This is a genomic window from Enterobacter sp. DN (assembly GCF_046054285.1).
Lineage (GTDB): Bacteria > Pseudomonadota > Gammaproteobacteria > Enterobacterales > Enterobacteriaceae > Enterobacter > Enterobacter hormaechei_C.
Map to the genome: position 1 here is coordinate 355,847 of NZ_JBJJTG010000004.1, position 13,853 is coordinate 369,699.

The window sequence follows — 13,853 nt, forward strand, 5'->3', positions numbered from 1 at the left end:
CCTTGCGCTTAATCTGGTGCTGTTATCCCCCGGCGATATGCCTTAAAATGCTGCCCGCGTCGCAAACTGACACTTTATATTTCCCTGCGATGATATTGAGTGAGTCTTAACGCTCGTGTGCATATTCGGTTTTTTTCTTACAAATATTCATAACGTTAATTTTGCCTCGCCAGTTGTGTAGTTATTAGCCAGGTCACTCTTGCTCTGTAAATACGGTGCTTTCGCGCCGGTATAGAGAGAGTCCTGGCTTGACAAGCTTTTCCCTCGCTCCGTAAACTCCTTCAGGTGGGAATTTGTGGGTTAAAGTGGTGAGGAGGGGTGAGGCTGGCATGTTCCGTGGAGCAACGTTAGTCAATCTCGACAGCAAAGGGCGTTTATCGGTACCAACCCGATACCGCGACCAGCTGATTGAGAACGCTTCGGGTCAACTGGTTTGCACCATTGACATCAACTCCCCCTGCCTGCTGCTTTACCCTTTGCCTGAATGGGAAATCATTGAGCAAAAGCTGTCGCGACTGTCGAGCATGAACCCGCAAGAACGCCGCGTGCAGCGGTTGTTATTGGGACATGCCAGTGAATGTCAGATGGATAGCGCCGGGCGATTATTGATTGCGCCTGTGTTGCGGCAACATGCCGGTCTGACTAAAGAAGTGATGCTGGTCGGGCAGTTCAACAAGTTTGAACTGTGGGACGAAACGACCTGGTATCAACAGGTCAAGGAAGATATCGACGCTGAGCAGTCTGATTCCGCAACATTATCGGAACGGCTGCGGGACTTGTCTCTATAAATATGATGGAAAATTATAAACATACAACGGTGCTGCTGGATGAGGCCGTTAACGGCCTGAATATTCGTCCAGACGGCATCTATATTGATGGCACTTTTGGTCGCGGTGGTCACTCGCGTTTGATCCTCTCCCAGCTTGGAGCGGAAGGACGCCTGCTGGCAATTGACCGCGATCCGCAGGCGATTGCCGTTGCGCAAACCATCGATGATCCTCGCTTTTCCATCGTGCATGGACCTTTCTCTGCGCTTGCGGATTATGTCGCTGAGCGCGGCCTGACCGGCAAGATCGACGGGATTCTCCTCGATCTTGGCGTCTCTTCACCACAGCTTGATGATGCAGAACGCGGCTTCTCCTTTATGCGTGATGGGCCGCTAGATATGCGTATGGACCCCACTCGCGGCCAGTCTGCCGCTGAATGGTTACAAACTGCTGACGAAGCGGATATTGCCTGGGTAATCAAAACCTTCGGTGAAGAACGCTTTGGCAAACGTATTGCGCGCGCCATCGTGGAGCGCAACCGCGTTGAGCCAATGACCCGTACCAAAGAGCTGGCAGAAGTCATCGCGGCGGCAACGCCGGTGAAGGACAAGCACAAACATCCTGCGACCCGTACCTTCCAGGCGGTTCGTATCTGGGTAAACAGTGAACTGGAGGAAATAGAGCTGGCGCTAAAAAGCTCGCTCGACGTGCTGGCCCCGGGTGGGCGGTTATCCATCATCAGCTTCCATTCGCTGGAAGATCGCATCGTAAAACGCTTTATGCGTGAACAGAGCCGCGGTCCGCAGGTTCCAGCTGGGTTGCCGATGACGGAAGAACAACTCAGAAAGCTGGGAGGCCGTCAGTTGCGAGCATTAGGCAAGTTGATGCCGGGCGAAGAAGAGGTGGCAGAGAATCCACGTGCCCGTAGTTCAGTGCTGCGTATTGCAGAGAGGACGAACGCATGATCAGCAGAGTGACAGAGACCCTAAGCAAAGTTAAGGGATCGTTAGGAAGCAACGAGCGCCATGCCTTGCCTGGCGTGATCGGCGACGATCTTTTGCGGTTTGGGAAGCTGCCACTCTGCTTGTTCATTTGCATCATTGTGACGGCAGTCATGGTGGTTACCACCGCTCACCATACCCGTTTATTAACTGCGCAGCGCGAACAGATGGTACTGGAACGCGATGCGCTGGATATTGAATGGCGAAATCTGATCCTTGAAGAAAACGCGCTCGGCGATCACAGCCGGGTTGAACGGATCGCAACGGAAAAACTGCAATTACAGCATGTTGATCCTTCGCAGGAAAATATCGTAGTACAAAAATAAGGGAAAACGCGACGCATGAAAGCAGCGGCAAAAACGCTAAAACCAAAACGCCAGGAAGAACAGGCCAACTTTGTCAGTTGGCGTTTTGCGTTGCTTTGCGGCTGCATTTTACTGGCGCTGGGTTTCCTGCTGGGACGCGTGGCGTGGCTACAAATCATCGCGCCTGACATGCTGGTACGTCAGGGTGATATGCGTTCTCTGCGCGTGCAGGAAGTTTCTACCTCTCGTGGGATGATCACCGATCGTTCCGGCCGTCCGCTGGCGGTGAGCGTGCCGGTGAAGGCGATCTGGGCCGATCCGAAAGAGTTACACGATGCAGGCGGGATCACCCTTGATAACCGCTGGAAGGCGCTGTCAGACGCGTTGAAAATGCCGCTGGATCAGCTGGCGTCGCGCGTTAACGCCAACCCGAAAGGGCGCTTTATCTATCTTGCCCGTCAGGTGAACCCTGACATGGCTGACTACATTAAGAAACTGAAGCTGCCCGGCATTCATCTGCGGGAAGAATCCCGCCGTTACTATCCTTCGGGCGAAGTCACCGCGCACCTGATTGGCTTTACCAACGTGGATAGCCAGGGGATTGAGGGCGTTGAAAAAAGCTTCGACAAGTGGCTTACCGGCCAGCCTGGCGAGCGAATCGTGCGTAAAGACCGCTATGGTCGCGTCATTGAAGACATTTCCTCGACAGACAGCCAGGCCGCGCACAACCTGGCCCTGAGTATTGATGAACGCTTGCAGGCGCTGGTCTATCGTGAGCTGAACAACGCCGTCGCGTTTAACAAGGCGGAATCGGGCAGCGCCGTGCTGGTGGATGTGGCGACAGGTGAAGTGCTGGCGATGGCCAGTAGCCCCTCATACAACCCGAATAATTTTGCCGGTACAGCAAAAGATGCAATGCGTAACCGCTCCATCACCGATGTGTTTGAACCCGGCTCAACCGTAAAACCTATGGTGGTGATGACGGCTCTACAGCGAGGCATCGTCAACGAAAATACCGTTCTGAATACGATTCCTTATCGAATTAACGGTCACGAAATCAAAGACGTGGCACGTTACAGCGAACTGACCCTGACCGGGGTCTTACAGAAGTCGAGTAACGTCGGTGTGTCAAAACTGGCGTTAGCGATGCCGTCCTCAGCGTTAGTAGATACTTACTCACGTTTTGGGCTGGGAAAGGCGACCAATTTGGGGTTGGTCGGAGAACGCAGTGGCTTATATCCTCAAAAACAACGGTGGTCTGACATAGAGAGGGCCACCTTCTCTTTCGGCTACGGGCTAATGGTAACTCCCTTACAGTTAGCGCGAGTCTACGCAACGATTGGCAGCTATGGCATTTATCGTCCGCTGTCGATCACCAAAGTTGATCCACCGGTTCCGGGGGAACGTGTTTTCCCGGAATCTATCGTTCGTACCGTCGTGCATATGATGGAAAGCGTCGCGTTACCTGGCGGTGGCGGCGTGAAGGCCGCAATTAAGGGCTATCGTATCGCCATTAAAACCGGTACAGCGAAAAAAGTGGGGCCGGACGGCCGCTATATCAACAAATACATTGCCTATACCGCAGGCGTAGCGCCTGCAAGCAATCCGCGTTTTGCGCTGGTGGTCGTCATCAACGATCCGCAGGCGGGTAAATACTACGGCGGCGCCGTCTCCGCGCCTGTGTTCGGGGCTATTATGGGCGGCGTGTTGCGCACCATGAACATTGAACCGGATGCGCTGGCGACGGGCGAAAAAAGTGAATTTGTAATTAATCAAGGCGAGGGAACAGGTGGCAGATCGTAATTTGCGCGACCTTCTTGCTCCGTGGGTGCCTATGCTACCTGCGCGAGCACTGCGAGAGATGGTACTGGACAGCCGCGTAGCGGCTTCTGGCGATCTTTTTGTGGCAGTAGTGGGTCATCAGGCGGACGGGCGTCGTTATATCCCGCAGGCGATTGCGCAAGGTGTTGCTGCCATTATTGCTGAGGCCAAAGATGAGGCAACAGACGGTGAGATCCGTGAAATGCACGGCGTGCCGGTCATCTATCTCAGCCAGCTGAATGAGCGTCTCTCCGCGCTGGCAGGACGTTTTTACAACGAACCTTCCGACCAGTTAAAGCTGGTTGGCGTGACAGGAACCAACGGAAAAACCACCACCACTCAGCTGATGGCGCAGTGGGCGCAGCTGCTGGGCGAAACCGGTGCCGTCATGGGCACGGTGGGGAACGGTCTTCTGGGCAAAGTAAGCCCGACGGAAAACACTACAGGCTCGGCGGTTGACGTGCAGCGTGTGCTGGCGGGCCTCGCTGAGCAGGGGGCGACCTTCGCTGCGATGGAAGTCTCTTCCCATGGTCTGGTACAACATCGCGTGGCGGCCCTGAAATTTGCTGCCTCTGTCTTTACTAACCTGAGCCGCGATCACCTTGATTATCATGGTGATATGGAGCACTACGAAGCGGCGAAATGGCTGCTTTATTCCACTCACCACCACGGGCAGGCGATCATTAACGCCGACGACGAAGTCGGTCGCCGCTGGCTGGAAAAACTGCCGGATGCGGTGGCGGTGTCGATGGAAGATCGCATTAATCCGAACTGCCGCGGCCGCTGGCTGAAGGCGGTCGAGGTGAACTACCACGATAGTGGGGCGACGATCCGCTTCGCTTCCACCTGGGGCGAAGGTGAAATTGAAAGCCGCCTGATGGGGGCCTTTAACGTCAGTAACCTGCTGCTGGCGCTGGCGACGTTGCTGGCGCTGGGCTACCCGATGGCGGATCTGCTGAAAACGTCTGAGCGTTTGCAACCGGTCTGTGGCCGCATGGAAGTGTTCAGCGCGCCGGGCAAGCCGACGGTGGTCGTGGATTACGCACACACGCCGGATGCGCTGGAAAAAGCGCTGGAAGCGGCGCGTCTGCACTGCGCAGGCAAGCTCTGGTGCGTGTTTGGCTGCGGTGGCGATCGCGACAAGGGCAAACGTCCGCTGATGGGCGCCATAGCTGAGCAGTTCGCGGATATTCCCGTGGTAACCGATGACAACCCGCGTACCGAAGAGCCGCGGGTCATTATCAATGACATTCTGGCGGGCATGCTGGATGCGGGTCGTGCGCGCGTGGTGGAAGGCCGTGCGGAGGCCGTGACCAACGCCATTATGCAGGCGCAGGAGAACGATGTGGTTCTGCTGGCCGGTAAAGGTCATGAAGATTATCAGATCGTCGGCAATCGTCGTCTGGATTACTCCGACCGCGTGACGGCAGCGCGTCTGCTGGGAGTGGTGGCATGATTAGCATTACGTTAAGCCAGGCCGCTGCGGTATTGCAGGGGATGCTGCATGGTCAGGATCTAACCATTGAGGCTGTGACCACCGACACCCGTAAGGTGACGGCGGGCTGCCTGTTTGTGGCGCTGAAGGGCGAGCGTTTTGACGCCCACGATTTTGCGCAACAGGCTAAAGATAACGGCGCGGGCGCGCTGCTGGTCAGCCGTAAGCTCGATATCGATTTGCCGCAGATTGTGGTGAAAGATACGCGCCTGGCGTTTGGCGAGCTGGCGGCATGGGTTCGCCAGCAGGTGCGAACACGCGTCGTGGCGCTGACGGGCTCGTCGGGTAAAACCTCCGTTAAAGAGATGACGGCGGCGATCCTTAGCCAGTGCGGTAACACGCTTTATACGGCGGGCAACCTTAATAATGACATCGGTGTACCGATGACGCTGCTGCGCCTGACCCACGAGCATGAATATGCGGTGATTGAGTTAGGGGCTAACCATCAGGGCGAAATCGCCTGGACCGTGAGCCTGACGCGTCCGGAAGCGGCGCTGGTGAATAACCTGGCGGCGGCACATCTTGAAGGTTTTGGTTCGCTGGCCGGTGTGGCGAAAGCGAAAGGTGAAATTTATACCGGCCTGCCGGATGACGGCATCGCCATTATGAACGCCGATAACAACGACTGGCTGAACTGGCAGAGCATCATTGGTTCACGCAAAACCTGGCGCTTCTCACCGAATGCGGCAAACAGTGATTTTTCGGCGACCAACATTCATGTGACGTCACACGGCACCGAGTTCACCCTCACGACCCCAACGGGCGACATCGAGGTGCTGCTGCCCCTGCCCGGTCGTCATAACATCGCCAATGCGCTTGCTGCGGCAGCGCTCTCAATGGCGGTAGGTGCCTCACACGCGGCGATCAAAGCAGGTCTGGCAAATTTAAAAGCCGTGCCGGGGCGTCTTTTCCCGATCCAGCTGGCTGAAAACAAACTTCTGCTGGATGACTCCTACAACGCTAACGTCGGCTCCATGACGGCGGCCGTGCAGGTCTTGTCTGAGATGCCGGGCTATCGCGTGATGGTTGTGGGCGATATGGCCGAGCTGGGTGATGAAAGCGAAGCCTGCCATGTTCAGGTGGGTGAAGCGGCGAAAGCCGCCGGGCTTGACCGCGTATTGAGCGCAGGCACGCTGAGCAAGGCCATTTCCGATGCCAGTGAAGTTGGCGAACATTTTGCCGATAAATCTGCACTGATCGAACGCCTGAAGGCATTGATTACAGAAAAACAGATTGTGACTGTTTTAGTTAAAGGTTCACGTAGTGCCGCCATGGAAGAGGTTGTGCACGCATTACAGGAGAACGGGACATGTTAGTTTGGCTGGCCGAACATTTGGTCAAATATTACTCAGGCTTTAACGTCTTTTCCTATCTGACGTTTCGCGCCATCGTCAGCCTGCTGACTGCGCTGTTCATCTCGCTGTGGATGGGCCCGCGCATGATTGCCCGTCTGCAAAAACTCTCTTTCGGCCAGGTTGTACGCAACGATGGTCCGGAATCGCACTTCAGCAAGCGCGGTACGCCGACCATGGGCGGGATCATGATCCTGACCGCGATTGTGGTGTCCGTTCTGCTGTGGGCCTATCCGTCTAACCCCTACGTCTGGTGCGTGCTGACCGTCCTGGTTGGCTACGGGATCATCGGTTTTGTTGACGACTATCGTAAAGTCGTGCGCAAAGACACCAAAGGTTTGATCGCCCGCTGGAAGTATTTCTGGATGTCGGTGATTGCGCTGGGCGTGGCCTTCGCGCTTTATCTGGCAGGAAAAGACACCCCGGCCACCGAGCTGGTGGTGCCGTTCTTCAAAGACGTGATGCCGCAGCTGGGGCTGTTCTACATTCTGCTGGCTTACTTTGTGATCGTCGGCACCGGCAATGCCGTCAACCTGACCGATGGTCTGGACGGCCTGGCCATCATGCCAACCGTGTTTGTCGCGGGCGGTTTCGCGCTGGTGGCGTGGGCGACCGGTAACATGAACTTTGCAAACTACCTGCACATCCCGTACCTGCGACATGCGGGTGAGCTGGTGATCGTCTGTACGGCGATTGTCGGGGCGGGGCTGGGCTTCCTGTGGTTTAACACCTATCCGGCGCAGGTCTTTATGGGCGACGTCGGTTCACTGGCGCTGGGCGGTGCGCTGGGCATTATCGCCGTGCTGCTGCGTCAGGAGTTCCTGCTGGTGATCATGGGCGGTGTGTTTGTGGTTGAGACGCTATCGGTGATTTTGCAGGTCGGTTCCTTCAAGCTGCGCGGTCAGCGCATTTTCCGTATGGCACCGATTCACCACCACTATGAACTGAAAGGCTGGCCGGAGCCGCGCGTCATTGTGCGCTTCTGGATTATTTCGCTGATGCTGGTGCTGATTGGCCTGGCAACGCTGAAGGTACGTTAATCATGGCAGATTACCAGGGCAAAAAAGTCGTAATCATCGGGTTGGGCCTCACCGGCCTCTCCTGCGTGGACTTTTTCCTTGCGCGTGGCGTGACGCCGCGCGTGATGGATACGCGCGTCTCTCCATCGGGTCTGGACAAGCTGCCGGAGCAGGTTGAACGCCACCTGGGTGGTCTGAATGATGAGTGGCTGCTGGCCGCCGATCTGATTGTTGCCAGCCCCGGTATGGCGCTGGCGCATCCTTCCCTGAACGCCGCCGCGGATGCGGGCGTTGAGATTGTCGGCGATATCGAACTGTTCTGCCGGGAGGCGCAGGCCCCGATCGTCGCCATTACCGGTTCAAACGGTAAAAGCACCGTCACCACGCTGGTGGGGGAAATGGCGAAGGCGGCGGGCAAAAATGTCGGCGTGGGCGGTAACATTGGTCTGCCCGCTCTGATGCTGCTTGATAAAGGGTGTGAGCTGTTCGTCCTTGAGCTTTCCAGCTTCCAGCTGGAAACCACTTCAAGCCTGCATGCGGCGGCGGCGACGATCCTAAACGTCACCGAAGATCATATGGACAGATACCCGTTCGGCTTGCAGCAGTACCGTGCGGCCAAACTGCGCGTTTATGAAAATGCCAAAGTTTGCGTAGTGAATGCCGATGATGCACTCACCATGCCGGTGCGCGGCGCAGACGAACGCTGCATTAGCTTCGGTATTAACATGGGTGACTATCACCTTAATCGTCAGCAGGGCGAAACCTGGCTACGTGTGAAAGGTGAGAAAGTGCTGAACGTGAAAGAAATGATGCTCTCCGGCCAGCATAACTACACTAATGCCCTGGCGGCGCTGGCGCTGGCGGATGCTGTTGGCCTGCCGCGATCTTCAAGCCTGAAGGCGCTCACCACCTTTACCGGCCTGGCGCACCGCTTCCAGCTGGCGCTGGAGCACAACGGCGTACGCTGGATTAATGATTCCAAAGCGACCAACGTGGGTAGCACCGAGGCGGCACTGAACGGTTTGCACGTTGATGGCACGCTATACCTGCTGCTGGGCGGCGACGGTAAATCGGCTGACTTCTCCTCGCTGAAGCAGTACCTCAACGGTGATAACGTGCGCCTGTATTGCTTTGGCCGCGATGGCAGCGAGCTGGCGGCGTTGCGTCCTGAAGTCGCCGAGCAAACCGAGACCATGGAGCAGGCGATGCGCCTCATCGCCCCACGCGTGAAGCCCGGCGATATGGTACTGCTCTCGCCAGCCTGTGCCAGCCTCGATCAATTCAAGAGTTTCGAACAGCGGGGTGATGTCTTTACCCGCCTGGCGAAGGAGTTAGGCTGATGCGTTTATCTCTCCCTCGCCTGAAAATGCCGCGCCTGCCAGGATTTGGTATCCTGGTATGGCTGTTTACGGCGCTGAAAGGCTGGGTGATGGCTTCCCGGGATAAAGATTCCGATAGCCTGATCATGTACGACCGCACGCTGTTCTGGCTCACGCTGGGGCTGGCAGCGATCGGCTTTATTATGGTCACCTCGGCGTCAATGCCTGTCGGACAGCGTCTGGCAAACGACCCGTTCCTGTTTGCCAAGCGTGACGGGCTGTACATCATTCTCGCGTTCTGCCTGGCAATGATCACCTTACGCCTGCCGATGTCGTTCTGGCAGCGGCACAGTACAGCCATGCTCATCGCCTCAATCATCATGCTGTTGATCGTTCTGGTTGTCGGGAGCTCCGTTAACGGGGCATCACGCTGGATTGCCTTTGGGCCACTGCGTATCCAGCCCGCGGAGTTCACCAAACTGTCGTTGTTCTGCTACCTGGCTAACTACCTGGTGCGTAAAGTTGACGAAGTTCGTAACAACCTTCGTGGCTTCTTAAAACCGATGGGCGTGATTCTGGTCCTCGCGATCCTGCTGCTGGCGCAGCCCGACCTCGGTACGGTAGTCGTACTGTTTGTCACTACGCTGGCGATGCTGTTCCTGGCGGGCGCAAAACTGTGGCAGTTCATTGCCATCATCGGGATGGGGATTTCGGCGGTGGTGCTGCTGATCCTCGCCGAGCCCTACCGTATCCGCCGTGTGACCTCGTTCTGGAACCCATGGGAAGATCCGTTCGGCAGCGGTTACCAGCTGACGCAGTCGCTGATGGCGTTTGGCCGCGGCGAAGTCTGGGGTCAAGGCCTGGGCAACTCGGTACAAAAACTGGAGTATTTACCGGAGGCGCACACCGACTTCATCTTCTCCATTATTGGGGAAGAACTGGGTTATATCGGTGTGGTATTGGCGCTATTAATGGTATTCTTCGTCGCTTTCCGCGCCATGTCGATTGGCCGGAAAGCGCTGGAGATCGATCACCGCTTCTCCGGTTTCCTGGCCTGCTCAATTGGTATCTGGTTTAGCTTCCAGGCGCTGGTAAACGTTGGGGCGGCAGCGGGTATGCTGCCGACCAAAGGTCTGACGTTGCCGTTGATCAGTTATGGTGGTTCGAGTCTGCTGATCATGTCGACGGCCATCATGTTTTTGTTACGCATAGATTATGAAACGCGTCTGGAGAAAGCTCAGGCGTTTACACGAGGTTCACGATGAATCAACCGAAGCGGTTAATGGTGATGGCAGGCGGTACCGGTGGACACGTGTTCCCGGGACTGGCGGTTGCGCACCATTTAATGGAACAGGGCTGGCAGGTACGCTGGCTGGGAACCGCAGACCGCATGGAAGCCGATCTGGTACCTAAACACGGTATCGAGATCGACTTTATTCGTATTTCTGGCCTTCGTGGCAAAGGGATCAAGGCGCAGCTGCTGGCGCCGGTGCGCATTTTCAATGCCTGGCGTCAGGCGCGCGCCATTATGAAGCGTTTTAAGCCTGACGTCGTTCTGGGCATGGGCGGTTACGTTTCCGGTCCGGGCGGACTGGCGGCGTGGTCACTGGGCATCCCCGTTGTTCTGCATGAGCAGAACGGTATTGCCGGGTTGACCAACAAATGGCTGGCAAAAATCGCCACCAAAGTTATGCAGGCCTTCCCCGGGGCATTCCCGAAAGCGGATGTCGTAGGGAATCCGGTACGTGTGGACGTGCTGGCGCTGCCGCTGCCAGATACGCGTCTGGCGGGTCGCGAAGGGCCGGTGCGCGTGCTGGTCGTCGGCGGTTCCCAGGGCGCACGTATTTTAAACCAGACGATGCCGCAGGTTGCGGCAAAACTGGGTGATGCGGTGACCATCTGGCACCAGAGCGGGAAGGGCGCTCAGCAGACCGTTGAGCAGGCCTACGCGCAGGAAGGTCAGCCGCAGCATAAAGTGACTGAATTTATTGATGATATGGCCGCAGCCTATGCCTGGGCCGATGTTGTGGTCTGTCGCTCGGGCGCGCTGACGGTGAGCGAAATCGCCGCCGCCGGTTTACCGGCGCTGTTTGTGCCGTTCCAGCACAAAGACCGACAGCAGTACTGGAATGCGCTGCCGCTTGAGAAAGCGGGCGCAGCGAAGATTTTTGAGCAGCCACAATTTACCGCTGATGCGGTCGCCACTACCCTGGCGGGCTGGAACCGGGATGTATTACTGGAGATGGCGCAACGCGCACGCGCGACCGCTATCCCGGATGCAACGGAACGGGTGGCAAAAGAAGTGAGCCTGGCAGCCCAGGCATAATTCTCGCAGTGCGTGTTGCGCTGCACGATTTTTTTGAAGTAGTCGATGGCGTTTAGAGAATGAATACACAACAACTGGCAAAACTGCGTTCTATCGTGCCCGAGATGCGTCGCGTCCGGCACATTCACTTTGTCGGCATCGGTGGTGCTGGCATGGGCGGTATTGCCGAAGTGTTAGCTAACGAAGGCTATCAGATCAGCGGGTCTGACCTGGCGCCAAACCCTGTTACGCAGCAGCTGGCGTCGCTGGGGGCGACTATCTATTTCAATCATCGCCCGGAAAACGTGAGCGATGCGAGCGTGGTTGTGGTGTCCAGCGCTATCTCCGCGGATAACCCGGAAATCGTTGCGGCGCATGAGGCGCGCATCCCGGTGATCCGTCGCGCGGAAATGCTGGCGGAACTGATGCGTTTCCGTCACGGCATTGCGGTGGCCGGTACGCACGGTAAAACCACCACAACAGCGATGGTCTCCAGCATTTATGCGGAAGCGGGTCTCGACCCGACGTTCGTTAACGGTGGTCTGGTGAAAGCCGCTGGCGTGCATGCGCGTCTGGGCCACAGCCGTTATCTGATTGCGGAAGCGGATGAGAGCGATGCGTCGTTCCTGCATCTACAGCCGATGGTGGCGATCGTCACCAACATCGAAGCTGACCATATGGACACTTACCAGGGCGACTTCGAGAACTTAAAGCAGACCTTTATTAACTTCCTGCACAACCTGCCGTTCTATGGCCGTGCGGTGATGTGCGTGGACGATCCGGTTATTCGCGAGCTGCTGCCGCGCGTCGGGCGTCAAATTACGACCTACGGCTTCAGCGAAGACGCGGATGTACGCGTAGAAGATTACAAGCAGATCGGTGCGCAGGGGCATTTCACCCTCGCGCGTCAGGATAAAGACCTGCTGCATGTCACCCTGAACGCTCCGGGACGTCACAACGCCCTGAATGCGGCAGCGGCGGTGGCTGTTGCGACAGAAGAAGGCATTGACGATGAAGCGATCCTGCGCGCACTGGAGAGCTTCCAGGGGACGGGCCGTCGCTTCGACTTCCTCGGTGAATTCCCGCTGGAGCCGGTAAACGGTAAGCCAGGTTCTGCGATGCTGGTAGACGACTACGGTCACCATCCGACGGAAGTGGACGCAACCATCAAAGCGGCACGCGCGGGTTGGCCGGAAAAGAATCTGGTCATGATCTTCCAGCCGCACCGTTACACGCGTACTCGCGATCTGTATGACGATTTTGCCAACGTCCTTTCGCAGGTCGATACCCTGCTGATGCTGGATGTTTATGCAGCGGGTGAAACTCCGATTCCGGGTGCGGACAGTCGTTCTTTATGTCGTACCATCCGTGGACGCGGTAAAGTGGATCCTATTCTGGTTCCCGACCCGGCGCAGGTGGCTGAAATGCTTGCCCCGGTCCTGACGGGTAACGATCTGATCCTGATTCAGGGCGCGGGAAATATCGGCAAAATCGCCCGTACCTTAGCTGAAATCAAACTGAAGCCGCAAACTCAGGAGGACGAGCGTCATGGCTGATAAGATTGCTGTCCTGTTTGGCGGCACTTCCGCCGAACGCGAGGTTTCTCTGAATTCGGGCGCTGCCGTGCTGGCGGGCCTGCGTGAAGGTGGTGTGGACGCGCATCCGGTTGATCCGAAAGAGGTGGACGTCACGCAGCTGAAAGCGATGGGCTTCGATAAAGCCTTTATCGCGTTGCACGGTCGCGGCGGTGAAGACGGCACGTTGCAGGGGCTGCTGGAGCTGATCGGCATGCCGTACACCGGCAGCGGCGTGATGGCATCCGCCATCTCCATGGATAAACTGCGCAGCAAACTGCTGTGGCAGGGGGCGGACCTGCCCGTTGCGCCATGGGTTGCACTGACGCGTCGTGAATATGAATTGGGTCTGTCGGACAGCGTTAATACACGCATTGCGGCACTGGGCTTACCGGTTATTGTGAAGCCGAGCCGTGAAGGGTCGAGCGTGGGAATGTCCAAAGTCGATAAAGCTGTAGATTTGGCTGACGCTTTAGCACTGGCATTTCAACATGATGAAGAAGTTCTGATTGAAAAATGGCTTAGCGGGCCGGAATTTACCGTCGCGATGCTTGGCGAAGAAATTTTACCGTCAATTCGCATCCAACCCGCCGGAGTCTTCTATGATTATGAGGCGAAGTATCTCTCTGATGAGACGCAATATTTCTGCCCAGCGGGTCTTGAAGCAGAGCGTGAGGCCGAATTACAGTCTCTGGTGCTTAAAGCCTGGAATGTGCTGGGATGTCGTGGCTGGGGACGCATTGACGTGATGCTTGACGGTGACGGGCAATTTTATCTGCTGGAAGCAAACACGTCTCCGGGTATGACCAGCCATAGCCTTGTGCCGATGGCGGCGCGTCAGGCGGGAATGAGCTTCTCGCAGTTAGTCGTACGTATTCTGGACCAGGCGGGCTGA

12 protein-coding genes are annotated in these 13,853 nt (G+C 56.7%); all 12 read left to right on the forward strand.

Annotation, left to right across the window (positions count from 1 at the left end; all coding sequences use genetic code 11):
- The first annotated feature begins 329 nt into the window (after positions 1-329).
- The 12 genes from mraZ to ACJTMZ_RS12620 are packed head-to-tail and all read left to right on the forward strand — an operon-like array spanning position 330 to position 13,853.
- Positions 330-788 (forward strand): division/cell wall cluster transcriptional repressor MraZ, encoded by a 459-nt coding sequence (mraZ, locus tag ACJTMZ_RS12565; RefSeq protein WP_006810119.1) that lies wholly within the window; start codon positions 330-332, stop codon positions 786-788.
- A gap of 2 nt (positions 789-790) precedes the next feature.
- Positions 791-1,732, forward strand: coding sequence for a 16S rRNA (cytosine(1402)-N(4))-methyltransferase RsmH (rsmH, locus tag ACJTMZ_RS12570; RefSeq protein ID WP_003856366.1), 942 nt, complete (start codon positions 791-793; stop codon positions 1,730-1,732).
- Positions 1,729-2,094 (forward strand): cell division protein FtsL, encoded by a 366-nt coding sequence (gene ftsL / locus ACJTMZ_RS12575; RefSeq protein ID WP_003856363.1) that lies wholly within the window; start codon positions 1,729-1,731, stop codon positions 2,092-2,094. The genes rsmH and ftsL overlap by 4 nt, the downstream gene beginning before the upstream one ends.
- Before the next feature lie 15 nt (positions 2,095-2,109).
- Positions 2,110-3,876, forward strand: a complete 1,767-nt coding sequence (gene ftsI / locus ACJTMZ_RS12580; protein WP_003856361.1) for a peptidoglycan glycosyltransferase FtsI — start codon at positions 2,110-2,112, stop codon at positions 3,874-3,876.
- The gene (gene murE, locus ACJTMZ_RS12585; RefSeq protein ID WP_040117211.1) at positions 3,863-5,350 is read left to right on the forward strand and encodes a UDP-N-acetylmuramoyl-L-alanyl-D-glutamate--2,6-diaminopimelate ligase; all 1,488 of its coding nucleotides are present in this window, start codon (positions 3,863-3,865) and stop codon (positions 5,348-5,350) included. The genes ftsI and murE overlap by 14 nt, the downstream gene beginning before the upstream one ends.
- Positions 5,347-6,705: a UDP-N-acetylmuramoyl-tripeptide--D-alanyl-D-alanine ligase gene (murF, locus tag ACJTMZ_RS12590; protein WP_015572668.1), complete on the forward strand. Its 1,359-nt coding sequence runs from the start codon at positions 5,347-5,349 to the stop codon at positions 6,703-6,705. Before murE ends, murF begins: the two co-directional genes overlap by 4 nt.
- Entirely contained in the window at positions 6,699-7,781 is a 1,083-nt protein-coding gene (gene mraY / locus ACJTMZ_RS12595) for a phospho-N-acetylmuramoyl-pentapeptide-transferase (protein ID WP_003856353.1), read from the forward strand. The genes murF and mraY overlap by 7 nt, the downstream gene beginning before the upstream one ends.
- A gap of 2 nt (positions 7,782-7,783) precedes the next feature.
- Positions 7,784-9,100, forward strand: a complete 1,317-nt coding sequence (murD, locus tag ACJTMZ_RS12600; protein ID WP_015572669.1) for a UDP-N-acetylmuramoyl-L-alanine--D-glutamate ligase — start codon at positions 7,784-7,786, stop codon at positions 9,098-9,100.
- Positions 9,100-10,344, forward strand: a complete 1,245-nt coding sequence (ftsW, locus tag ACJTMZ_RS12605) for a cell division protein FtsW (RefSeq protein WP_006810115.1) — start codon at positions 9,100-9,102, stop codon at positions 10,342-10,344. The genes murD and ftsW overlap by 1 nt, the downstream gene beginning before the upstream one ends.
- The gene (murG, locus tag ACJTMZ_RS12610) at positions 10,341-11,405 is read left to right on the forward strand and encodes an undecaprenyldiphospho-muramoylpentapeptide beta-N-acetylglucosaminyltransferase (protein ID WP_033486445.1); all 1,065 of its coding nucleotides are present in this window, start codon (positions 10,341-10,343) and stop codon (positions 11,403-11,405) included. The genes ftsW and murG overlap by 4 nt, the downstream gene beginning before the upstream one ends.
- A gap of 59 nt (positions 11,406-11,464) precedes the next feature.
- The gene (murC, locus tag ACJTMZ_RS12615) at positions 11,465-12,940 is read left to right on the forward strand and encodes a UDP-N-acetylmuramate--L-alanine ligase (RefSeq protein ID WP_003856345.1); all 1,476 of its coding nucleotides are present in this window, start codon (positions 11,465-11,467) and stop codon (positions 12,938-12,940) included.
- On the forward strand, positions 12,933-13,853 hold the full coding sequence (locus tag ACJTMZ_RS12620; protein ID WP_017694515.1) for a D-alanine--D-alanine ligase: 921 nt from the start codon (positions 12,933-12,935) through the stop codon (positions 13,851-13,853). The genes murC and ACJTMZ_RS12620 overlap by 8 nt, the downstream gene beginning before the upstream one ends.

Excerpts from the sequence above, each read along its gene's own strand:
- mraZ (WP_006810119.1), top strand. The coding sequence starts at position 330 with ATGTTCCGTGGAGCAACGTTAGTCAATCTCGACAGCAAAGGGCGTTTA.
- rsmH (WP_003856366.1), top strand. The coding sequence starts at position 791 with ATGATGGAAAATTATAAACATACAACGGTGCTGCTGGATGAGGCCGTT.
- ftsL (WP_003856363.1), top strand. The coding sequence starts at position 1,729 with ATGATCAGCAGAGTGACAGAGACCCTAAGCAAAGTTAAGGGATCGTTA.
- ftsI (WP_003856361.1), top strand. The coding sequence starts at position 2,110 with ATGAAAGCAGCGGCAAAAACGCTAAAACCAAAACGCCAGGAAGAACAG.
- murF (WP_015572668.1), top strand. The coding sequence starts at position 5,347 with ATGATTAGCATTACGTTAAGCCAGGCCGCTGCGGTATTGCAGGGGATG.
- mraY (WP_003856353.1), top strand. The coding sequence starts at position 6,699 with ATGTTAGTTTGGCTGGCCGAACATTTGGTCAAATATTACTCAGGCTTT.
- murD (WP_015572669.1), top strand. The coding sequence starts at position 7,784 with ATGGCAGATTACCAGGGCAAAAAAGTCGTAATCATCGGGTTGGGCCTC.
- ftsW (WP_006810115.1), top strand. The coding sequence starts at position 9,100 with ATGCGTTTATCTCTCCCTCGCCTGAAAATGCCGCGCCTGCCAGGATTT.
- murG (WP_033486445.1), top strand. The coding sequence starts at position 10,341 with ATGAATCAACCGAAGCGGTTAATGGTGATGGCAGGCGGTACCGGTGGA.
- murC (WP_003856345.1), top strand. The coding sequence starts at position 11,465 with ATGAATACACAACAACTGGCAAAACTGCGTTCTATCGTGCCCGAGATG.
- ACJTMZ_RS12620 (WP_017694515.1), top strand. The coding sequence starts at position 12,933 with ATGGCTGATAAGATTGCTGTCCTGTTTGGCGGCACTTCCGCCGAACGC.